The organism is Paenibacillus daejeonensis DSM 15491 (assembly GCF_000378385.1).
GTDB classification, from domain to species: domain Bacteria; phylum Bacillota; class Bacilli; order Paenibacillales; family Paenibacillaceae; genus Paenibacillus_D; species Paenibacillus_D daejeonensis.
On sequence record NZ_KB899664.1, the window covers coordinates 174,204 to 197,979 of the forward strand.

Consider the following 23,776-nt stretch of genomic DNA (forward strand, 5'->3'; position numbering starts at 1 on the left):
GTTGGCATCATTTCGCTGGTGTTGCGGAGTGAGTAGAGAATGTCACTAGTTGTGCACCTCGATTTTAAACAACCCCTCTGGTCCCAGCCGATAACGCTCAATCTCTGCGGAATTCGCCCAGGTTCCAACCTCTATAATGTCCTCTGGCGTAATCCGTGCGTAGTCGGCCTGTAAGCTATCACTAAGCCAGAGCCATTCCAACCGATCGCCATGCTGCCGATAGACGGTAGCGTCACCAGCCGTCCCAGAGCTGGCAACGACTTCCGCTTGTCCATCCCCATCAACATCCTGATGCATCACGTGCCCTGTATCCACCATTAGCAGAAGGATGGGCTCAGCTTCACTGACATCCACGTAGTGCGTTATGGACGCTGCAGCGCCTACAGCACCTGTGATTCGAACTGTGGAAGTTGAGAATAGGTCATGCATTTCAACTAGGAGTTGGTCATCTTGGTCGTAGCCGTATCCGGCCACTGCTCCAATGTCGTATACCGTATCATCCTTCGTCAATGCCGCCCAGAGCCACTCCTCATCCTCCGCTTTGGCGTAAATATGAACCGTCAGCGGTGCGTTCTCTGGCGAGCTCAGCGACGTTGTCTTCACAACACGGTCTGCGCGCTGCGGCCAGTCTTCAATTGTCTTCAGAGGGGCGGGCTCAGCAGCTTTTTGCCAGTTTAGCGTAAGTGGTGAAGCAGATTCAGTCGTTACAGTAGATGGCTGTTGTGGAGGTGGCTCGGGGAGGGATTGGGCTGTGCTCTGGCATCCCGCAACAATTACCGTGACCAGGATAAGTACAATACCGTGTCGTTTCAAAAGGATCTCGCTCCTGTCTTCTTTGGTATCTATATAGACGTAGGCGGGTGGGCGATGGTTGAGTGGTAGCCGAGTGTGTGGCGATGGTGTGAAAAGGCTAAATTAATTAAAAAGGCCAAACAGCAAAGCCGCAAAGCCGCAAAGCCGCAAAGCCCCCAAGCCCCCAAGCAACCAAACGGCCAAGCCGCAGAGTCGCAAAATCACATAGCCGGCAAGCAACCAAGCCGCGAAATGGTAATTTCGAATAGCAGTAAGGACAAAAATACACTTATTTCTGCAGTTGGGGCTGATTCTTATGGTGCTAAGGTCAAAAGTGCAGTTATTCCGCCTGAAACACCCATATATATCCATAAATGAGCTGATTAGTTGTACTTTTGACGTTAAGGAGGTGTGTGGCGGGTTTTCACAGAGTTTTAAGTGTATTTTTGTCGTTAGCGAGTCAAACGATCCTAATTTACAGCTATCCAATTTACCATGCATTGAGTAGCTGCCTGCCGCATCACAACTCCTTCGCTTCAAGCGCCTCACACGAAGCGCTGGTTCCCGGGGTCCGAAGATCGAACCTAAGAGATAACTGTCACTCGATAATCGCAAATCATACAAAAAACCTTCCTCTTATTCGATTATTAGTCAAATAAAAGAAAGGTATTTAGGAGTAAGGTTATATTAACTGCTTATACTGTAACAATCGATATAAAATATCAGCCAACAAAGCTCTTGTTACTGGTCTATTTGCACCATCTTCTAGATCCTCTTCCTTCAAAATCTCTAATTCTGACAATGATTGAGTATAGATATAGCTCCAATGTTGATTTTCTCCTGTATGTTTAGCGGGTTCTATCTGAAACGCAAGTACTAATATTTTGGCAAGCTCGCCTATTGTTAACTGTCCTGATGGATAAAATAAATTTTTATAACCATCAATAACTCCACCTTGCTGTAAGTTTACTATTGCACTATAGCTCGAATGGTTAGTCGGCACATCTTCAAAGCTTGCACCTTCCCTTATTGGATCAAATGTTACTAACCGATGGATTAGCAAGGTAAGATGATGTCTTTGGATCAAGTCATTTGGACCAAATTGACCTGTATCATATCCTTTTAAGATCCCTTTTTGTGCTAAGCTGTTAATACTATTTTCAGCCCAATGTCCATCTGTATCCGTAAAATATTTTTCTACTGGTGCTTCAGGTTCATTTTCTGATTCAATGTCTTCCGTATCTTCTACTTCTTCTATTGCTTCTTCAACAACTGGTGGAACATACGGGGGCACGAATGGTGGAATATAAATCGTATTCCACTTTGCAAACAATGTTGTATTTTCAATTACTTTTTCCGAATTGAAATTCCAGGCTGTTGTAAGTGCTTGATCAACATACCATCCTCCGAAGGCATAACCGGATTTTGTAGGAGGGACTGGTTCTGTTATCGTCGTATCATAGCTTACATCATTTAAATCCACCACCTGACTACCACCATTACTATTAAAAGTTACCGTCAATTGATTAGGAATATATTGCGAATATAAGGTTGTATTGGCATCAATTGAACGAGTGAAATCCCAAGCTGCTTGCCATGTTTCATCGCTATACCAATTTCCAAAGGTATAATTTTGTTTGGTTTGAGAAGCAACCACAGACTCGTCCAACGACGGTAAGCTACCTTCAAACGTAATCGTATCAAGACTGTTCGAAGCAAAAGCGTATGAATTGATCCTTGTAACGCTAGCAGGGATCGTTATACTCGTCAATTCATTGTTATAGAAAACACTATTTTCAATAGAGGTTAGGCTATTTGGTAGAGTAACATGTAATAATTTATTATAACTAAAAGCATCCCTCCCAATATTAATGACACTATCTGGGATAGTAACACTCAATAGTTCATTAGACGAAAAAGCATTTTCTTCAATGGTAGTCACACGATCAGGAAGGGTCACACTTATTAAGTTATTACCATGAAAGGCACCATTACCAATACTCGTTACACCATCAGGAATGATTAAATGTGTTAATTTATTACTCATAAAAACCGAAGGATTTAGTCTCGTCAAACGACTAGGTAAACTCACACTTGTTAACTGATTATAGAAAAAAGCACCATCACCAATAAACGTAACATCATCGGACAATGTAACTGTATTTAAATGATTAGAAGAGAATGCATAATCTCCTATGCTCGTCACACCATCAGGAATAACAAGATCACCTATATGATTCGAAGCAAAAACACGGTCTGAGATAGATGTGACACTGTCGGGAATGGTGATACTTGTTAACTGATTACTATGAAATGCGCTACTACCAATTGTGATTACACCTTCAGGAATCGTTACACTCGTTAACCCTAGAGACCTGAACGCTTCATTCCCTATGCCCGTTACGGGGTATCCGTCTATTTCTTCAGGAATAATGATATCTTTCGAACTACCCGTATATCCGGTTATTGTCGCCATTGAATTATGCACCGTGTATGCAAATTCCGTTGGGATATCAGCATAGACCTTATTAAAACTGATTGGTAAAACTAATAAAGTTATTGCCAAAAGTAATCCTAATATCTTTCTCATAATCGTTCTCCTTCTGTTTCATTTACTTGAACTATAGCACTTTCTACATGCTCGGAGTTTAAAGAAATCTTTACTTTAACCTAAATAACGAAAATGCCGTCTCATGTTTGCAAGTACACAGTTCAATAACAACAACCGTCCAAGCCATCCAAATTTACTGCTTGACGGAAGTTTGTGGGAATGTTAGACTCACTTTAATCCTAGTTAATACATCGGATTAATAAAATAAACGACTGTACCGGTCCACCGGAGGTCTCCTAGATAGCAGCCGCGCGCTGCTGTTCGGGAGGCCTTTTGTCTTAGTATTCAATGGGAAATGACCATTGCGCTCGTCAGAAGGGGCGATGGGTTGCCCAGGGGGAGTCCCGGTATGGGAGAGGGGTAGAGAGATGAAGCGGAACGTACACAAGCAATGGCGTAGTGGCCTAACAGCAGCCCTGTTGGCGGCTCTGATGCTGGTGATGGTGGCCTGCGGCAATAGCAGTAATGGCGGTAATGGGAGCAACAACGGAGGTAATGGGGGTTCCGGCGGCAACAATGGGGCGGCAGGTACGACAACGAATGCCAGCGAGCCGACAGCAGCCGCAGAGAGCGGGGAGTCCCGTGACCTGACGATCCGCATCGGCTACCAGAAGTATGGGACGATCAACATTCTGAAGGCGGATGGCGGGCTTGACGAGCGGTTGGCCGACGAGCGCAACATCACCATTGATTGGATAGAGTTCCCTGGCGGTCCGCAGCTGCTGGAGGCGCTCAATGTGGGCAGTCTGGATATCGGCCATACCGGCGAAGCACCACCCATATTTGCACAGGCGGCAGGAGCGCCGCTCGTCTATCTGGCCCATGAGCCTGAGAGCCCCCGCAGTGAAGGCATCATTGTGCCGAAGGACTCGGATATTCAAGAGGTTGCTGATCTGAAGGGCAAGACCGTTGTGCTCAACAAAGGCTCCAATGTCCACTATTTGCTGGTTAAGCAGCTGGAAAAAGCAGGCGTGGCCTACGAGGATGTCGATGTGAAATTCCTGCCGCCAGCTGATGCCCGCGCCGCATTCGAGCGTGGCAGCGTCGATGCCTGGGTCATCTGGGATCCTTTCCTCGCAGCAGCAGAGACCGCTACAGAGGGCCGGGTAATTGCCGATGGCACCGGAGTTGTGGCGAACCACGAATTCTACCTGGCTACCCGCGAATTTGCCGAGCAGTACCCGGATCTGATCGACATCCTGCTCGAGGAAGCTGACCGGATCGATACCTGGTCCAAAGAAAATACGCAGGAGCTAGCCGAGCTGCTGTCTCCGCAGTTGGGTATTGACGTGGAGTCGCTCGTCCTGGCTGCAGAACGCCGTACCTATGGCGTGACGCAGATCAGCGAGGAGCTGATAGCCGCGCAGCAGTCCATTGCCGATACATTCCATGACCTGGGCCTGATTCCCGAGGCGATTGATATTCGCGAGGCGATTCTGGAATAGAGCACTACACAATAAAAACGAACCATAATCTACGAAGCGAGGGTGAGTAGCATGAATGTATTCTGGTTTATCCCGACACATGGAGACGGACGCTATCTCGGCACGAGCCAAGGCGCGCGTGCCGTGGATGCCGAGTACATGCAGCAGATCGCAGCAGCCGCAGACCGGCTAGGCTATGAAGGTGTATTGATTCCAACGGGTACCTCTTGCGAGGATCCATGGGTTGTCGCTTCCTCATTGGTACCTGTGACCAAACGGTTAAAATTTCTCGTTGCGGTGCGACCGGGGCTAATGTCTCCTACCCTGGCAGCTCGCATGTCGGCGACGCTGGACCGAATCTCCGGCGGTCGCCTGCTCATTAATGTTGTGGCTGGTGGCGATCCCGTCGAGCTGGCTGGAGACGGCCTCTTCCTGGATCACACCGAGCGGTACCATCTGACAAGCGAGTTTCTCTCCGTGTGGCGCAGGGAGCTCTCGGGCGAGCGTGTCGATTACCAAGGCGATCATCTGCGGATTGAGGGCGGGCATGTGCTCTACCCGCCGATCCAACAGCCCTATCCGCCGCTCTGGTTCGGTGGTTCTTCGGAGGTCGCGCAGCAGGTAGCTGCGGAGCACGTCGATGTGTATCTGACCTGGGGCGAGCCACCTGCAGCCGTAGGTGAGAAGATTGCGGCGATGCGGGAGCTTGCCGCCAAGGAAGGCCGTCAGCTGCGCTTCGGCATCCGGCTCCATGTTATTGTGCGGGAGACGGAGGAAGAGGCCTGGCGGGCTGCCGACAAGCTCATTGAGCATGTCGATGAACAAACGATTGCCGAGGCGCAGCGTATTTTTGCCCGGTTCGATTCGGTAGGCCAACAGCGCATGGCGCAGCTCCATCAGGGCCGCCGCGATCAACTGGAGATCAGCCCCAATCTGTGGGCGGGGATCGGCCTGGTACGCGGCGGCGCAGGGACGGCTCTGGTAGGCAGTCCCGAAATTGTCGCAGAGCGGATGCGGGAGTATGAGGCGCTGGGGATCGAGACGTTTATTTTCTCCGGCTATCCGCATCTGGAGGAGGCTTACCGGGTAGCCGAGCTGCTGTTCCCGCTGCTTCAGCTGAGTCGTGACGGACTTCCCGGACCTTCTTCCATCAGTCCATTTGGGGAGATCATTGCCAATAACGTCAAGCCGGCCCCCCGGGCTTCGGCGCACTGACGGGAGGGCGGACGCAGATGAACAGATGGTCCAGAGTCTATGCTTCATCCTTGCCGCTTTTCATTCCACTGCTCATTCTGGTCATGTGGCAGCTTACAACCAGTACAGGCATGATCTCTGACCGCACTCTCCCTACGCTGGTTGACGTCTTCCAGGCAGGTGTGAGGCTCACACTGGATGGCACGCTGCTCGAAGCCATTACCGTCAGTACGATGCGGGCGGGGACGGGACTGTTGATCGGCGGGGGTATTGGCTTCGTATTCGGTCTCCTGAACGGAGTGCTGGGTATTGCGGACAAACTGACGGATTCGACGCTGCAGATGCTCCGCAACATTCCGCATCTGGCGATGATTCCCCTCGTTATCGTGTGGTTTGGTATCGGTGAGACGGCCAAGATTTTTCTGGTCGCGCTAGGCGTCATGTTCCCCATCTATCTGAACACGCTGCATGGGATTCGCTCCGTGGATCCTGGGCTGATCGAGATGGGCCGGGTCTATGGATTGAGCCGTTGGCAGCTCTACCGCAAGGTGATTCTGCCAGGCGCCATGCCTTCGATTTTGGTGGGTCTGCGCTTTGCGCTAGGCATCATGTGGCTGACCCTCATCGTCTCGGAGACGATTGCGGCCGATCAGGGTATTGGGTACATGGCGATGAATGCCAGGGAGTTTTTCCAATTGGACGTCGTTGTATTCGCAATTATTATCTATGCGCTGCTGGGCAAGCTATCCGATACGATGGCCAAGTGGCTGGAGAGGAGATGGCTCAGATGGCATCCACATTTCGCAAAAACGGCGCCGCCGCCGAAAGCCTGACACCCGAGTACCGGGTGGCTCCTGAACGCCATGAAGCTGCAAAAGGACTGCATGTGCAAGAGCAAGATGCCCCGCAACGTTCCATCCGGCAGGCAGCCCCCGCGGGAGCAGTATCGGGGGAAGGCGGGGTAGCGCTCCGTCTGCGTGAGGTCTCCAAGCGCTTCGGGACCAAGTACGTATTAAGCGATCTGTCGCTCGACATTGAGCCGGGCTCCTTCGTTGCCATCGTCGGACGCAGCGGCTGTGGCAAAAGCACGCTGCTGCGCTTGTTGTCCGGATTGGACGGGGCAAGCGAAGGCGAGCTGACGCGGGACGGCAAGCGGGTGAAGGATATTGATGCCGACACGCGCTTCATGTTCCAGGATGCCCGGCTGCTGCCTTGGCAGACGGTAATCGATAATGTCAAGATCGGCCTGGCTTCCGTGAACGCGACAGAAGCCCAGCGCCGGGCAGAGGCGGCGCTGGAGCTCGTCGGTCTGGCGGATCGCGCGAACGAATGGCCCTCGGTGCTATCCGGTGGTCAGCGTCAGCGGGTCGCCCTGGCCCGGGCACTGGTCGGGCAGCCACATCTGCTGCTGTTCGACGAGCCGCTGGGCGCGCTGGATGCACTGACGCGGATTGACATGCAGCAGCTGATCGAGTCGCTCTGGACGTCGCGAGGCTTCACCGCCGTGCTGGTTACCCATGACGTCAGCGAAGCGGTGGCGCTTGCCGACCGCGTCATACTGATCGATGCGGGTCGTATCGCGCTCGACATTCCAATTACCCTGGCCCGGCCGCGGGTGAAGGATAGCGGCTTTGCCCATTTTGAACAGCTGATTCTAAATCGTGTGCTGCAGACTGGAGACAACGCCAGCGGAAATCGCGAGCGCTCGGACTTCGATATCTGATGGGGAACCCCTATTGTAGAGCCTGACCGCCCCATATGATACACTGATTCTACCAAGCGGCGATGGCCGGATAACAGGAGGATCAGGATGGTCTATGTAGCGTTGTTAAGGGGCATTAACGTGGGCGGCAACAATAAGGTGGATATGAAGATCTTGAAGCAGGCGTTTGAAGCGGCGGGCATGGAGCAGGTCGTTACGTATATCAACTCTGGCAATATTGTGTTCGTAGATCAGAGCCGCACGCACGGAGAACTCGCTGCATTGCTGGAAGATGTGATCTACACAACCTTTCATCTGCGCATTCGGGTGCTGATCCGTAGTCTGGATGATTTTGAGGCGCTCATGCGCGAGCTGCCGGCATCCTGGACCAACGATCAGGAGATGAAGAGCGAGGTGCTGTTCCTGTGGGAGGAGATCAACCAGGCGTCTATACTGGAGCAGTTGGTCTGGAAGCCGGAGCTGGAGGACGTACGCTATGTCGCCGGGGCGATCCTCTATGCCATAGATCGTCAACATGCTGCACGCGGCTCGCTTAACAAACTGGTGGGTACGAAGATGTATAAGCTGATGACCATCCGCAATTTGAATACGACCCGCAAGCTGTATGACCTGATGAAGGCGGCTGCGGAAGCATCTAAGTGACGCTAAGTAATTCAATGTATCACTTAATATTACTTGGTATTACTATTAGCTTCTCGCCTTACTCCACGGTGAATCCAGCCAGTCCGGCTCACTCTCAATACGACCCATCGCTTCCTCATGATCTCTTGCCTTGAAGTCTGCAATAAGCTCAATCAGGTCCTCCCGGTCCAGCAGCTTGACGCCATTGACGCCTGCCAGAGTGATGCAAGATGCGGTATAAAACGCCGATGCCAGCACAATGGCCCGGTCGGCTTCGTAGTAGCGCATCGAGGTGTAAATCTCCTGCACGGCAGAGAGACCGACCTTGGCCCTCGGCTGGTAACGCTTGGCCTGCAGCACATGGCGGTACCCTTCGCGACAGGTGAACACGAGGTCAGCCCCGAAATCCTTGCTCTCCTGTGTCCGTGTCACATCCTCATACCCCAGCTCTGTGAGAAAGCGATGGAGGTACCGTTCGAATTCTCTGCCCTCCATCTCGTCAATGTCACGAATCGTAATTTTGTAAGGGTCCAGACGCGCCAGGCGTCGCCTCGCCAGTGCCCTAATCCATAGCCGGAGCAGCAGCCAGCCAAGCCCCAAGGCAAGGACGGCGCCTAGCACATAGGCGACCGAAGCAGAGACGGGCAGCCTCTCTATCCATTCATGCATCGTACGAACGCCTCTTTCTATACCAAACTTATGTTCCCTACTATATCACAATTTCGACCCTTTGCGCACAGCGGCCAATCCGCTCACGGGAGAGACGCGGGAGATCAAGCTGACCCTGGTGAGAACCACCAATATAGCACTGGACCGGACCCAGTATATAACGGGGGACGCCAGCAAGCCCACCCGCTAAGGGTGGGCTTGCTCTTAGATCCTGGCATAGTCGCAAGAATTGAATATTTAGTTGTAGAATAGTCGTTTTCGTGCTTAAGGTGTTACTGCAGCTTTGTCTTGCGTCAGTAGATCTGTCAAGAGATCCAGCTGATGTTCCATAGCTACGGGATCCTCATTATAGATCAGGTCAAAGTCGATTTCATACACCTGACCGTTTTGGACGGCCTCCAGCCCTTGCCAAATTCCACTTTCCTTGAGCTCTGCGGTCAGCTCATCGGCGTCAAAGGTGGTTAGGATGATATGATCGCCAGCGAAGGACGACAGCTCTTCCATAGAGATTGCATGGCCCGCATTGATGGATTCGCCCTGGATAATATCACTGAGGACGCGCTCTTGCGGACTCAGACCGAGCGCGTTGTAGAGGATATAGCCGCCCATGTTAATATCGCCATAGACACGCAGCTCTTTGCGCCAGACGGTGAAGATCGTAAACGTCTCGTCCTTGCCGATGTGTTCCGCGAGCTTCGCCTTGGCTGCCGCTGTTTTGGCCTCAAAGTTAGCGATCCAATCGTTCGCTTCCTGCTCTCTTCCCAACAGATCGCCGAATACCTGCATCGTGTTAATCGGGTCAGGATACAGCTCCAGGCCCACGGTGGGCGCGATTTTGGAGAATTGCTCATAGTTCTCATTGTTCCCATAGAGCAGGATTAGGTCCGGCTGCAGCTCGAGTACCTTCTCCAGATTCGGCGTCGAACCGATATCCTCGGTGCCCTCCGGCTCAATAAACGGGTGATGAGTGAGAACATAGCTGGTCAAGCCGATCGGCCTGACGCCCAGAGCGACCAGCTCACCATAGTACCAGTCCGAGACGACTCGCTGGGGTTTTACAGGAATCTTGCTTTCTCCTGACACATGAGTATACGTCCGAGTAGCTCCTTCTTGTGAGACGTCCTCCGTATCCGGAGCGTCCGTCTCCTGTTCCGTGTCTGATGAGAGGTTGGTCCCCTGTTCTGTCTGATTCGTGCTTCCGCAAGCACTGAGCAACAGCAGCAGCGCAAGGCAAGCTGCGCTCAGCCAGTAGCCGTATGTTGTACGCAACGTGATGTCATCCTTCCCTTGAATATAATGATAATGATTATCATCATCAATATATCAGCGCGGGAAGACGTTGTCCATGTCAAAAAGGGAAGGCGAGACTTGTTTTTTTTGTTGCAACAGTAGCAGCAGCTCCTCCAGTTGAGCCTCAATGGCCGCTGGCCCATAGCCATACCACTTCATCATCTCTACGGGATAGGCGCGTCCCTGGCGGACGGAAGAAAGGGTGGACCAGAGTGGGTCTTGCATCGTTCGCTTGGCGCGTGTATGTCCTGCAGTGCTGGATTCAATGGCTATGATGAGGTGGGAGGGATCAATTACGGCCAGGTCGTCCAGAGCAACCTCCCGCCACTCCTTGCCGTCATTATTGTGCTGCGATACGATTGCAGGCCGGGTTAGGCCAAGCGTGTGGTACAGCAGATCGGCTCCCATATAGCCACTGCTATAGAGAATCATTCCCTCGGCCCGAATATTCAGGATGCCTACCGTTTCGTCAGGTTGAAGAAGCTTCGTCAGCTCCTCCCGGGCTTCCGCTGCCCGCTCTTCGAAACGTACCAGCCACGCCTCTGCTTGGCTCAAGTGGCCTGCCAACTCGGAGACGATGCGGAAGTGCTCCCGCCAGTCTACGCCCTGCCAAGGAATCTGGACGACGGGGGAGATGCGACGCAGGCGGTCCAGATCGTCGCCCTCCTGCTCCGCATAGACGATCACATCCGGCGCCATCTGCTCCAGCAGGGCATAGCGCGCAGGCCGTGACCAGCTCCAGTCAATGGCATGGCAGGAACCGCTCTTGAGCAAGTGGGGGTAGCTGCGCTCCAGCCAGGTATCGGCCATGGCCACGAGCGGCGAGACCCCGAGGGCGACAAAGTCCAGCGTATAGGCGTGGTCGAGGGTAGCGAAGCTCTTGGCACGCTTGATATAGACCGTGGGCGAGAGGCCGGTCTTCCGCTTGAATGTTTTGCTGAGGTAGAACTCATCCTTGTAACCGACGGCCTGCGCAATTTCGCTCAGCTTGCGGCCGGAGCCCAGCATCAATTCCTGAGCGCGGCGAATTCGCAAGGCGTTGGTATATTCACTGATGCTCTGGCCGAAGGCTTGTCGGAAGAGGCCGGGCAACGCCTTGCGGCTGCGACCTGCAACGGCAGCAAGCCGCTCTTTGTCAATCTTATGCCTATAGTGCTGCTCGAGGTAGCCTCTGATCCGCTCCGCAGCATCCGCTTGTTGTGCGGCTTCATGACGTTGCCGGCATTGAGCGAGCTGGTGCAGCATCTCATACAGCAGACGGGTACCGGCAAGGGGATCGTGGAGCTGTCCCAGGGACTTGAGCCTGTCCATCTCTCTAACCAGCGCCAAGATCGCTTCGGTGCCGGGAAAGGCATATATACTCGAGTGCTCGACGGGTGCTTCTGCCGGTGGAGGGTGCTCTTGCAGCGGAATAATACGGTAACGAATCAGCCACAGACGCATCTCGTGGTCTCCTGTGCAAGCGAGTCTGACCGAGGCACCGGGAGGAGACATGACTATTATTCCGGCATTAATCGGACTGCTCGTGCCCCCACACTCCAGCGTTCCTTCTCCGGAGGTGACGATAATAATGCTATGGTAATCTCGTGTCATCTGCACAGGCCGATCCGGCAGGACAGGGGAGATGAGGACATCTATCAGAGCATAGAGAACAGGCGGCAGGCCCGCTGTTGTTGAGAATACATGATGCTGCATAACCAATACCTCCCGTACATGGTCCATAGCATCATTATACCAGCAAAGCCTGCGCACTGCTGCTGTTCAATCGATTGTCACTGGCTTCCCCGGAAGCGGCGGTAGGAGGCATTATACTCCTCTATAATCTGGGCCCCGCCGCTCTGTTTCCAGCGGGCAACCTCGCCCCGGAAGCCGGCTTCGTCGAGATTACCGAGAATGAAATTATAGGTGGCCTCCGTAATGATACTCTGGAGCTCCAGACCGATCTCGTCGTCTTTGGGCGATTCCAGGTTAATCGTGGCATCTCTTACGATGAAGCGTGTATTGTCCTTGATCAGGGACTCCGACAGCTCCGTTAATGGTCGATATTGTGCGAAAGGCAGCAGGTTCGGATTGGTGCGCTCACCGATCATTAGCGTGTGGATGGCGTTGACCTCATTGATGCGGAGGCTCTCGGTCTCGGGTGTCAGACTGACCTTGTCAGCGACTCGCGTATGATGGCGCCCCTCGAAGCCATAGCGCATTAAATTGCTTACATCAGCATCCATGCTGCGGTCATAGAAGGCCAGAATATCGAGCAGCTCCTCCTTGGTCTGGATGGCGTTCTTGGAGAACAGGAACATCCCGCCATAGCCCGGCATAGCCCAGACCCGGTAGCCTGCGGGCCCGAGCACACGGTTCACCAGCGTGAATTCGGCCTCGGGATTCAACTCCTGTGCGCTATCAGCCAGCCGCTGCGCATCCGCCATACTGCCGACGTACACGCCTGCTTGGCCGCTGACCAGCATATGGCGCTGATTCTGCTTGCTGGTGACTGAGAAATCCCGATTAATCAGCCCCTCGTCGTAGATACGCTTCATGAATCGCATCGTATCCATGTAGGGCTCCGTCTCGAATTCAGGCACAATCTTGCCCTGGATCAACCCCCAGTTATTCGGCGTGCCAAAATAAGAGCCCAACGTCTTAAAGGCGCCGTAAACGAGGTCATTGCGGTCGGTTAGTCCAAATGTATCCTGTACGCCATTGCCGTCGGGATCATTGTACGTAAAGGCATGCAGCACCTCATAGAGCTCTTCCAACGTCCCTGGAGGTTTCAGTCCGAGCCGGTCCAGCCAATCCTTGCGGATGACAATGCCCTGTCTGGATTCCGGACGCTCCGCATACAAGCCGTAAATCTTGTCATCGACGGCCGATTCTTCGAACACATGAGAGCTCAGCTTGCGCAGGTTAGGGAAGTCCCAGAGATAGGGCCCGATCTCCCAGAACATGCCCAGGCGAATAGCATTTTTCATATACTGATATTCCAGGAAATTAACATACGTTACCTTCATAAAGGAGGCGCTCGCCACTGCCAAGCTCAGTTTGTCGGCGTAGATTTCATCTGGAACCCAGTGGAGGTCAAGCTTGGTATCGGTGAGTTGCTCCAGCTCGCCCATCAGCTCCGGACTGGGAGGCTGAATCAGATGCAGAGGCAGCATGATGCTGAGCGGGGTGTTGGTTGGTACCGGCGGATCCTGAGCCACTGGGACTCCGGAGCAGGCTGTTAGCGCCAGCACGAGCAGCCATCCCAGGGAACGCAAGCCGAATCTACTACTTTGTAAGCGGTTTAAAAAATGATGATGCCGCAAATCACGCATGCCGAGCTCCCCCCTTAATCTTTACAATCGAGCAAGAACGTGTATGATTAGTGTAACATCACGACCTGCGATTCTTCAATTGAAATTACCGGAAAATTGGAAATAACCTGGAGGTGAGCAGCCTATGCGGCATTTGAGCTTCTTGGCGCGATTAACGCTGTTCGGTTTTTTGCTCAGCGCGCTCCCGGTGCTGTTCATCGGCGTGACCTCCTATGTCACCTCGACCAACGAGATCGAGAAGCATGTGACCCGCTCGAAGATGCAGCTGCTGCGTCAGACCAATGCCAATGTGGAGCAGGTGCTGTCTACAGTCAACCATACCTTGAATCAACTGGTTACTTCGACGGTTGTTAGGAAAGCGATTACAGACCCGCTGGGGGCCGAGTCTTTTGTTACCTACAATGAGCTGCGCAATGAACTCGGCAATCTGCAAGCCTTCGATACCAAGGTTCAGGACGTCATTCTGGTGAACCAGGATATGAACTGGATGATCAAAAACTCCGGCCGCTACGCGCTGGACGAGTACCCCTATCATCAGGAGCTGATGAGCATGCTGCGCATCCCCGACAGCACCTCCTGGGTACTCAATCCTAGCGACTGGTTCCATGGAGAAGGACTCTCCGTCCGTCCCGTCTGTCCTTACCAGATCTCCCTGGTGAAGAAGCTGCCGCCCAATTCGCTAGAGAAAGCCGGCTTCGTGGCGGCCAATATTCCGGCTTGTGGTCTCCAGGAGATGATTCAGTATGAGATCGAGGAGAACGGGTCGCATCTGATAATTGTTGATGATCAAATGCGGATTCTCCTGCATCCCGATCTGGATCTGATCGGGCAACCGGTCTCCCAGAGCGGCTACATCTCGGAGGCCTTGCTCGAAGGCCCGTCGGCGGATCAGTTAGGGACTGAGATTGATGGTGAGTCGTATACTGTCAGCTACTACCGGTCTGGATTGAACGGCTGGTACTATGTCTCAGTGGTTTCCATCGACAGTATTACAAGCGAGGCGGGCAAAATCGGCCGCTACACACTTTACATCTGTCTGGGGCTGCTGCTCTTGTCCATGGCGATTGCATGGGTGGGCTCACGCCGCATGTACTCGCCGATTGGCAAGCTGCTATCGCAGATTGCACCTGGTGGAAGGCAGCAAGGCGGTGACGAGCTCCAATACATTAGCGAGCATGTGCGGGATCTGTTCCGTTCCAAGACAATGCTGGAGCAGGAGGTGCATCAGCAGCTCTCCCAGGTGCGTACGCTCTATTTGATCAAGGCGTACCAGGGACAGGCCAAGCGGTCGTCGTTGAACGCACGGCTGCGTCAATACGGCTATGGCAGTCAGCTTGACAGCTGGCAGACGGCGGCCGTAATTACGCTGCAGATCGATTCGCTGGATCAGACGCGGTATGGCAGGGAGGACACGGAGCTGCTGCTCTACGCCATGGACAATATTCTGGGCGAGAGCGTACCGGCCGAGCATCTGGCCGCCCCGGTCGTCATTGATACGACAGCGGTAGCGATGATCGGTCACACGGAGCGGGATACGGACGCATTTGCCACGTTCATCTATGGGCTAACCGAGCGGCTGCAGCAGCGCATCGAATCCTATCTGGGTCTCCAAGTGAGCATCGGCATCAGCCTCCCGTTCACGGACCTGACCCAGCTGCATAGCGCTTATCGGGAAGGGCTGGATGCGCTGCGACACCGGATGAAGCTCGGCGAAGGCGTCATTATCCAATACAGCGATGTGAACTCGGGCCGACGCCACCTGCAGCTGGATTATCCCCGCCAGAAGGAAGGCGAGCTGCTGGATGCCATTAAGCTGGCTGAGCCTGAACGGGCTAGGGAAATGCTGGGCCGTCTGCTCGCATCCATCTTCCAGGTCGAGATGACGCCGCAGGAGTATGAAGTGCCGCTCAACCGACTGCTGGGCAGTCTGATGACCATGATGCAGGAATCCGGCGTAGCGATGCACCAATTGCAGGTGCCAGGCTCACTCTATGGCGAGCTGCGCAGCCGACAGACGGCGGGCGAGATCGAGGAGTGGTTCTGGGAGACGGTCGTGCTGCCGCTGATTACGATCTTCCGGGATCGCCAGGAGCAGCAATACCACAATATTTCCGAGCAGATTATCGCGATCATCCACGAGCAGTATGATACGGATCTCACGCTGGAGCAATGTGCAGCGCAGCTGCACTATAACGCCAACTACCTGAGCAGCGTCTTCCGCAAGGAGACGGGCGTCTCCTTCAGCGACTACCTGAGCGGCTACCGGTTCACGATCGCCAAGAAGTGGCTGCTGGAGACCGATCTCCCCGTCAAGGAGATCGCCGCCAAGCTGAGATACACGAACTCACAGAATTTCATCCGCTCCTTCCGCAAGCAGGAGGGGGTCACCCCCGGGCAGTATCGCGAAAGCGGCCAGCGTCATTGACGCGTGGCCGCTTTTTTCTTTGCGTCCTCCGTAACACCGATAATCATCACCTCAGGTGAAGGGGGGTCATCTGCCCGAAACCCTTGGCATGCCTGCGTTTGTGAGGAGATGATTATAGCGGTAACCGCACGGAGGGGATAAAGTGAAAGCGTAAACAAAAAACCGCAAGGAGGTCGTCTACACCGATGAATTCTACAAAGAAACGGTTACGGATCCTGACCATGTGCATCGCCGTCATTATGACATGCTCGCTCATGGCAGCTTGCTCGAGCGGCAACAACGGCGGAGGCACTGGCACAAACACACCAGCAGGCGAGGGGGGCACCAATGCTGAAGGTACGGCACCAGCAGATGACACGCCATTCGAGATTACCATGATGGTCACCCAGCACTCGGCGGAGGTGCCGAGCAATGTCATTCCCCAATTAATTGAAGAGAAGACCAATACCAAGATCAAGTTCCAGTGGGTACCGGACGGCAGCTATGATGAGAAGCTCAATGCAGCCTTTGCCACCGGTTCTCTGCCGATGATCGTGTCGGCCAAAAACACCGATTTTGCCAAGGATGCGATTCGCGCCGATCAATTTTGGGAAATCGGTCCCCTGCTGTCTGAATATGAAAACCTGAGCAACCTGAATCCCGAGGTACTGAACAACACGGCTGTGGATGGCAAAATCTATACCTTGTACATGGAACGTCCACTCTCCCGCCAGGGTGTCATCTACCGCAAAGACTGGGCAGACAACCTGGGTCTGAGTGAGCCGAAGACAACGGATGATCTCAAAGAAATGATCCGCGCCTTCACTCAAGATGATCCCGACGGCAACGGCCAGGACGATACGATCGGCCTGTCGGATCGCAGCGACCTGATCTACGGTGCGTTCAAGACGGTTAGCTCGTACTTTGGCACACCAAACTATTGGTCCGTTGAGGGCGATACGTTCCAGCCGGAATTCATGCATGAGGCGTATATGGATACCCTGAACTTTTTCCGAGATATTCATAGCCAAGGCTTCATGAACCAGGACTTCCCGGTGACCAGCAAGACGGACCAGATCGACCTGCTCGTCAATGGTAAAGCCGGCGTCTACATCGGCTCCATGCCGGACGTACTGACTCTCTCCAACCAACTGGCCGATATGAATCCGGATGGGGAATTGACCGTTGTGAACGGCATTGAAGGGCCGCGCGGCAAAGGCATCTGGGCCATCCCAGGCTATGGCTCCGTTGTCTTGTTCCCGAAATCGGCTGTGAAAACAGAAGAAGATCTGCATAAGATTCTGGCTTTCTACAATGAATTGATGAGCGCCGAGAGTGCGAACCTGCTCACTTGGGGTATTGAGGGCGAGCATTATGAGATCAAGGACGGATTGGCAAACAAAACCGTCGATCAAGTGACAGACAATACCCATGTCAAACCGCACAATGCATGGGCCATCGGTGGACCAGCCACCATTGAAGGGATGCTGAAAGGCTACTTCGAACTGCCGGCACGCGCGCTGGCTGAAGAGCTGGTAGCTGCCAATGACGAGATGCTAATTCACGATCCGTCTGCACCGCTGGATTCGCCAACGTACATCGAGCGTGGCGGCGCGCTGCAGCAGATCATTACGGATGCAACGTACCAATATGTGCTTGGTGATATTGACGAAGCCGGCTTCCAGAAGGCCGTTGATCGCTGGCGCGCGGAAGGCGGCGACCAGATGATCCAGGAGTACACGGAAGCTTATCAGGCGATTCAATAAAGCAGATGAGCGGAAGGGCAGGAGGAGAGCCGGGAGGCTCTTCTCCCGCAAATGGCCTCCCCTAGCGCTAACCGTACCGTAACGATGACAACAACCGTTCGATCATTCCGATTCCTCCGCCATGGCGGGCATAGAAAGGAAGACTGGCCATGAATCAACCCGCATCCGCCCCCCGTACCGGGACGCCCGGCCCCGTCATCTCGCACAGAGGCGAGCGGCTGAGGCGCATTATGAAAAACCGATATCTCTATTTAATGATCTTGCCGGGCGCCCTATTTTTTCTCTTGTTCAAATACCTTCCGATGTGGGGTTTGGTCATCTCCTTCCAGGATTACCAGCCGTACCTCGGCATTACCGGCAGTAACTGGGTCGGGTTCAAGCACTTCGAGCGCTTATTTAATGAACCGACCTTCTGGATGATCTTCCGTAATACGATCGTTTTGTTTGCGTACAACCTGTTCTTCTTCTTCCCGATTCCGATTATTCTTGCCCTGATGTTGAATGAAGTGCGTCTGCTGATGTTCAAGCGCATTGTGCAGACGATTGTATATATCCCGCATTTCATGTCGTGGGTCATCATCGCTTCCATCTCCTTCGTCATGCTGACGCTGGATGGGGGCATCATCAACGAGCTGCTGGTATTCTTCGGGTTCAGCAAAATCAACTTCCTGCTCAGCAGCGACTGGTTCCGACCGATGTATATCCTGCAGGTCATCTGGCGTGAAGCCGGTTGGGGGACGATCGTCTATCTGGCCGCCATTGCTGCCGTGGATCCGCAACAGTATGAAGCTGCCCGCATGGACGGCGCCAGCCGGTTCCGCCAGATCTGGCATGTCACGTTGCCGGCCATCCGCAGTGTCATTATCATCCTGCTCATTCTGAAGATCGGCGATGTGCTGGAGCTTGGCTTTGAGCATGTCTACTTGCTGCTGAACTCGATGAATCGCGAGGTGGCGGAGATTTTTGATACCTACGTCTATACCGCTGGTCTGCGCAACGGCCAATTCAGTTACAGTACCGCGGTGGGCTTCTTCAAATCCTTTGTCGGGTTGATCATGATTGTATTCGCGAACTGGCTGGCCAAAAAATTCGGCGAGGAGGGCATCTACTGATGCCCGGCTCCACACGTGTAAAGGAGGCGTATTCTCATGGTTGAAGACAGAACTTGGGGCAACCGCATTTTCGGTGCTGTTAATATGCTGCTGCTCACGCTCATCGCGCTCGTTACGCTGCTTCCGTTCATCCACGTGCTGGCGGGCTCGCTGACGACGGCGGCGGAGATGTCCGCCAAGAAATTCATTCTGTTTCCGACGACGATCAGTTTGGATGCCTATGCTTATATTTTCTCCACCAATACGATCCTGCGTGCGATGTTGATCTCCATCGGCGTCACCGTGGGCGGCACATTCATCAGTATGTTTCTCTCTTCCTTAATGGCGTATGGCTTGTCCCGTCGTGACCTGGATGGCCGCCGGACGATTATGTTCATGGTTGTCTTCACGATGCTGTTCAACGGCGGCATGATCCCGACCTTCCTCGTCGTGAAGGAGCTGGGACTGATTGATAACTACATGGCGCTCATTCTGCCTGTGGCCATCAATGCGTTCAATCTGATCATCCTGCGGAGCTTCTTTCAGAATCTGCCGGAGGGACTGGAGGAGTCGGCCAAAATCGACGGGTGCAACGACTTCGGTATCCTTTTCCGTATCGTACTGCCGCTCTCGATGCCAGCGCTGGCAACCATCTCACTGTTCTACGCGGTCACGTATTGGAACACGTACATCCATGCCATCCTGTATCTGAATGATTCGACCATGTATCCGATGCAGGTCGTGCTGCGGCAGATCGTTATTCTGGCCACTGGCATGAGCAACGAGTCCGGCGCATTTGACGCTGACTACATCGCTCCGCCGGAGCAGACGATCAAGATGGCCGTCATCGTGGTTGCCACGGTACCGATCCTGTTGGTGTATCCGTTCCTGCAGAAGTATTTTGCCAAGGGGGCTCTGCTGGGTTCCATTAAGGGTTAAAACCAATTGCATATCCATCATGAAGCTCCGGGACAAGCAAGGTTCCGGAGCTTCGTGTATGTCATAGGAGCTTGAAGCCTCAGCGGGGACGGCATGGTCCCGGAGGCTAACGGAAAGGAGGTGGTGCGGACAAGCGGTAGGCAGCCATGAGCAACAGGGACGGAGATCGAGGCGGTAAGACCATGATCATGAAGGAGGAATCGACGTGAAGGCAAGATCGCGAATGAACAAAGGGCTTATCCTGTTGTTAGCAGCATTATTGGTATTGGCCGCGTGGGTGGTATCGCCAGGTGCTGCAGGGGCCGCAACCTTATTCACGGACAACTTCAATAGCGGGAATGCTTCAGCATGGACAGCAACGCACGGGACGTGGGGCATTGTGAGCGATGGCTCTCCCGTGTACCGTAAGACGGGCGCTGCCGAGGGGCACTCTCATGCCGGTCAGATGTCTTGGGCGAACTATCGTGTGTCTGCAAAAATGAAAGCGGATTCTTTTGGGGGTGCGCGGCGTATTATGCTGGCCGCAAGGTACCAGGACGGCAACAATTATTATGCCGCCTCGCTGTACAACAGTGGGGGTGGAAGGCTGGAGATCCGCAAGAAGATCGGCGGCACCTCCACCACGCTGGTTCAGAAAAATTATGCGCTGAGCGAAGGGACCTGGTACAACGTCCGGCTGGAGGTGAGCGGCTCTCAGCTTCGCATGTTCGTCAATGATACCCTGCAGCTGGAAGCCACAGATAGCAGCTTGAGCAACGGAGCCATTGGTCTGGTCGCGCAGGATGCTACTACGGCGAAGTACGATGATATTGCGGTGGAGGACGCCATCGCGGTGCCTGGGCTCAATATGGATAGTTTTTTTACGGGATATCGGGACTACAGCAGCTTCGTCACGGGCAATCTCTCCACAGACACGACCTTCGCCATGAATATGATTAGCTGGCAAATGCCCCATGGCGGGTTCTCCAAAGGCATCAGCTATGCATCGCCGTGGAACGGCAGTGCGTCTCGCTCGGAATGGACGGCGGGCGGCGTGGAGCTGGGCATGTTCGATAACGATGCCACGGTCAAAGAACTCCGTTTCCTCGCAGATATGTACAAGAAGACGAACAACACGGCGATGCGAAATGCAGTCAGAAACGGGGTGAATTTCATTCTGACTGCGCAATACCCGTCTGGGGGATGGCCGCAAGTGTACCCGAAACGGAACAACTACTCCGACCATGTCACCTACAACGACGGCGCAATGGTCCGGGTCATGGTGCTGGTCAAGGATATTGTGGACCAGCGGCCGCCCTTTGACAATGATGTCGTGACCAGTGCGCAGCGCACCCAATTAAGCACCGCGCTGAACAAGGGCGTCGACTACATTCTGAATTCACAGATTAAGATGGGCAGTACCCGCACGGTGTGGGGACAGCAGCACGATCCGGTCACCTATGAGGCCAGAGCTGGTCGAGCCTACGAGCTGCCGGGCAAATCCGGCAGTGAATCGGTCGGCATTACCGCCTTGCTGATGGCGCTCCCGCAGACACCACAGGTACGTGAGGCGGCAATCGGTGCACTCGCCTGGTATGATCACGTCCGCTCGAACGGCGTCAGGTATAACCGCAATGGGCCGGTCTATTTTACAGCTGACCCCAATAGCGTTATCTGGTACCGATTCTACAATCTGCAAGACAATACGCCATTCTTCGCGGATCGCGATGGACAGAAGTATTATGACATCCTCCAGATTAGCGAAGAACGCCGGCATGGCTACCAGTGGGCGGGCAATTACGGCCGACAGCTGCTGCAGCATGCCTCCCAGAATGGATACTATACGTTGTCTGCGCCACTCCCTTAAGTGCGAGGTTAAGGGGATAGACGGTGAACATGGGACTATTTTCCTTGTTTTAATAGAAGCTTTTCGTTGCTCGGTCAAGTTTGCTTCTCCCAGCCTATTGCCTGCCTTCCGGTATATACGTATGCTATTATCGACCAAATATCGGAAAAAAAGCAGATAAGGGGAGATGTCTTATGTCGGTTGCACCTTCCGTCGTTAGTTGGCCCAAGACGGGGTTTAGTGTCCTAATTTTGTTCCTGCTATTTATCGTACCCTCGGCTGTAGCAGCGGAGGAGAAAATTCAAGTCTATGTCGATCGCCAGCCGGTCGTTTTCTCTATTCAGCCCAAGATTCAGAACGGATCGACGGTGGTCCAACTGCGGCCGTTGTTCGAGGCGCTGGACATTAAACTGGATTGGAATGCATCGACCAAGACGGTGCGCGGCAGCAAAGGCAATCAAAGTTTCTCGCTGGTGATCGATAGCCCCAGCGCCACGGTGAACGGGCAACGCGTGACGCTCGACAGTCCCGGAAGAATAGCAGGGAGCCACACGCTGGTGCCGCTGCGGTTCGTGGGGGAGGCCACAGGCGCGGCAGTGGGCTGGAATGCCGAGCAGCGCACCATTAGCATCTACAGCTCCGAGTACCAGAGCATTCTGGGCTTGACCAAGGAAGAGGCCCAGCGCCAGGTCAACCAAGGCTATATGCCGCCAGCCGCATCCACCTCGGGACTGAGTGGATTGTACGCGCATCATTCGCTTGACCTGCTCGGCAGCCGGAGCTGCGGTGGCGTGTGCTGGGATATTTTCTTCTTCGTGGATGACCGTCACGTCATTCAAGAGCTTCCTGAGACGGGCGTCGACCGACTCGACTGCGCCAAGGACAGCTGCCTCACGTATGAGGTCAAGGGCGGCAAGCTGACCCTGAGCAACGGGGAATCCTATACGCTGGAGATCAAGCCCGGTGGTGATGCTGTCATTGATGGCGACGACTATACCCGCCACGCTCCACTGGGACGGACGGTTTTGGATGGTAAATATGAGGCTAGTGGGTACACGAGTGCACCTGGCGGCACAGGACTGGCCCGGGTGAGTACGTATGTGTTCCGTCCGGACGGCACGTTTACCGATAGCAACTGGACAGGAGTTACAGCGGATGGCTCCGAGGATGGCGGCTCCGGCTCGGGGGTCTCGTCAACCATTACATCGGGATCGGCAGCATCGGGAACCTATACTATTCAAGGCTACACCATCTTGTTCCGGTACAAGGACGGATCCTCCGAGTCACGGATGTTCTTCATGCCTGACAAGAATGACGGCATGCTGCGAATCGGTGGCGGGGATTATCTCCTGAAGGAGGCGATTACGCCGTATCAGAACCTGCTTGTGGAGCAAGGGTTGGCTTACAAGGAAGTGCTGAAGGAACGAACGCCGGACTTCAAAGAGTCCCATAACGGGATCGAGCTGGGGCTGATCGGGTATCAGTGGGCGCAGGTGGACATCAAGACGGAGCATCAGCAGAGCTTCAACGGCTTCGGCGGCAAGGGCATCATCGAGCTGACTGCCAAGTATACCGTGAAGAACAACTCGAGCAAATCAATTCATGTGAATGACATTAAAATCGCGGTTCGTTCGGAGGCGTTGACGACCAGTGTGTTGGAAACGACTGACTTGCGCTCGTCTGTAAAGGATGAGCTGAAGCCGGGTGAGAGCATCGAGCGATTGGCCGTGGTCCTCCTCCCGTCTGACCGATTCCATCTGTTGACCAATATGAAGCTCTCATTCGAGAACGTGGTGACAATGGATGGCCAGGATCTGTTTGATGGTCAGTGGTTGGGATTCAGTATTTTTGAATAATAATTCTGCTGGGTCTCCTTAAGCTTCGTAGTGAGCCTCACTCTTACCGCGTGCGTAAAGCGCTTAGGCCGCGGGGAAGCGCGCGGGGGCAGGTGGCTCGGGGATCGGCGGCATGACAGCAGTTGCAAGACACACGACTCGTCCGTCAAATCGGCTTCGAGCCACGCGCCTGGAAATCCCCGACTTGAGGCCAGGTCGTGTATAGTCCCCGGTCGGTGGCGGCTGGGTATCGCGCTAGTGTACAATGAGGCTCATAC

The 23,776-nt window shown here is 53.9% G+C and carries 17 protein-coding genes; 11 read left to right on the plus strand and 6 right to left on the minus strand.

Features of this window, described 5'->3' with window-relative positions; all coding sequences use genetic code 11:
* Positions 1-45: 45 nt before the first annotated feature.
* Both F556_RS0117725 and F556_RS36395 read right to left on the minus strand, forming a co-directional pair.
* Positions 46-813: a hypothetical protein gene (locus F556_RS0117725; protein ID WP_020618324.1), complete on the minus strand. Its 768-nt coding sequence runs from the start codon at positions 811-813 to the stop codon at positions 46-48.
* A gap of 661 nt (positions 814-1,474) precedes the next feature.
* Positions 1,475-3,382, minus strand: a complete 1,908-nt coding sequence (locus F556_RS36395) for a leucine-rich repeat protein (RefSeq protein ID WP_020618326.1) — start codon at positions 3,380-3,382, stop codon at positions 1,475-1,477.
* Between the two features lie 389 nt (positions 3,383-3,771).
* Here F556_RS36395 and F556_RS0117740 point away from each other — a divergent pair, with 389 nt between their 5' ends.
* The 5 genes from F556_RS0117740 to F556_RS0117760 all read left to right on the plus strand — a co-directional run bounded on the left by F556_RS0117740 (position 3,772) and on the right by F556_RS0117760 (position 8,386).
* The gene (locus tag F556_RS0117740; protein WP_020618327.1) at positions 3,772-4,848 is read left to right on the plus strand and encodes a sulfonate ABC transporter substrate-binding protein; all 1,077 of its coding nucleotides are present in this window, start codon (positions 3,772-3,774) and stop codon (positions 4,846-4,848) included.
* 51 nt (positions 4,849-4,899) lie between these two features.
* A complete protein-coding gene (ssuD, locus tag F556_RS0117745; RefSeq protein WP_020618328.1) occupies positions 4,900-6,042 on the plus strand; it encodes an FMNH2-dependent alkanesulfonate monooxygenase in 1,143 nt (380 codons plus the stop codon).
* A 17-nt stretch (positions 6,043-6,059) separates the two neighbouring features.
* Complete coding sequence (locus F556_RS0117750) at positions 6,060-6,854, plus strand: ABC transporter permease subunit (protein WP_020618329.1); 795 nt, start codon at positions 6,060-6,062, stop codon at positions 6,852-6,854.
* Positions 6,809-7,744, plus strand: coding sequence for an ATP-binding cassette domain-containing protein (locus F556_RS0117755; protein WP_020618330.1), 936 nt, complete (start codon positions 6,809-6,811; stop codon positions 7,742-7,744). Before F556_RS0117750 ends, F556_RS0117755 begins: the two co-directional genes overlap by 46 nt.
* Before the next feature lie 87 nt (positions 7,745-7,831).
* The gene (locus F556_RS0117760; RefSeq protein WP_020618331.1) at positions 7,832-8,386 is read left to right on the plus strand and encodes a DUF1697 domain-containing protein; all 555 of its coding nucleotides are present in this window, start codon (positions 7,832-7,834) and stop codon (positions 8,384-8,386) included.
* 45 nt (positions 8,387-8,431) lie between these two features.
* Here the strand turns inward: F556_RS0117760 and F556_RS0117765 are convergent, their stop codons facing one another.
* From F556_RS0117765 to F556_RS0117780, 4 genes are all read right to left on the minus strand, one after another.
* Positions 8,432-9,034 carry a restriction endonuclease gene (locus F556_RS0117765; protein ID WP_020618332.1) on the minus strand — a complete coding sequence of 201 codons (603 nt, stop codon included), beginning with the start codon at positions 9,032-9,034 and terminating at the stop codon, positions 8,432-8,434.
* A 264-nt stretch (positions 9,035-9,298) separates the two neighbouring features.
* Positions 9,299-10,303, minus strand: coding sequence for an ABC transporter substrate-binding protein (locus F556_RS34405; protein ID WP_020618333.1), 1,005 nt, complete (start codon positions 10,301-10,303; stop codon positions 9,299-9,301).
* 54 nt (positions 10,304-10,357) lie between these two features.
* Positions 10,358-12,019: a helix-turn-helix domain-containing protein gene (locus tag F556_RS0117775; RefSeq protein WP_020618334.1), complete on the minus strand. Its 1,662-nt coding sequence runs from the start codon at positions 12,017-12,019 to the stop codon at positions 10,358-10,360.
* A gap of 77 nt (positions 12,020-12,096) precedes the next feature.
* Entirely contained in the window at positions 12,097-13,638 is a 1,542-nt protein-coding gene (locus F556_RS0117780) for an extracellular solute-binding protein (RefSeq protein ID WP_020618335.1), read from the minus strand.
* A gap of 124 nt (positions 13,639-13,762) precedes the next feature.
* Here F556_RS0117780 and F556_RS0117785 point away from each other — a divergent pair, with 124 nt between their 5' ends.
* From F556_RS0117785 to F556_RS34410, 6 genes are all read left to right on the plus strand, one after another.
* Complete coding sequence (locus F556_RS0117785; RefSeq protein WP_020618336.1) at positions 13,763-16,063, plus strand: helix-turn-helix domain-containing protein; 2,301 nt, start codon at positions 13,763-13,765, stop codon at positions 16,061-16,063.
* Positions 16,064-16,248: 185 nt separating this feature from the next.
* Positions 16,249-17,808: an extracellular solute-binding protein gene (locus F556_RS0117790; protein WP_020618337.1), complete on the plus strand. Its 1,560-nt coding sequence runs from the start codon at positions 16,249-16,251 to the stop codon at positions 17,806-17,808.
* Positions 17,809-18,038: 230 nt separating this feature from the next.
* The gene (locus tag F556_RS0117795) at positions 18,039-18,920 is read left to right on the plus strand and encodes an ABC transporter permease (RefSeq protein ID WP_245583092.1); all 882 of its coding nucleotides are present in this window, start codon (positions 18,039-18,041) and stop codon (positions 18,918-18,920) included.
* A 36-nt stretch (positions 18,921-18,956) separates the two neighbouring features.
* Positions 18,957-19,838 (plus strand): carbohydrate ABC transporter permease, encoded by an 882-nt coding sequence (locus tag F556_RS0117800; protein ID WP_020618339.1) that lies wholly within the window; start codon positions 18,957-18,959, stop codon positions 19,836-19,838.
* A 205-nt stretch (positions 19,839-20,043) separates the two neighbouring features.
* Positions 20,044-21,684, plus strand: coding sequence for a pectate lyase (gene pelA, locus F556_RS0117805; protein WP_026297359.1), 1,641 nt, complete (start codon positions 20,044-20,046; stop codon positions 21,682-21,684).
* Between the two features lie 173 nt (positions 21,685-21,857).
* A complete protein-coding gene (locus F556_RS34410; protein ID WP_020618341.1) occupies positions 21,858-23,519 on the plus strand; it encodes a copper amine oxidase N-terminal domain-containing protein in 1,662 nt (553 codons plus the stop codon).
* Positions 23,520-23,776: the final 257 nt, after the last annotated feature.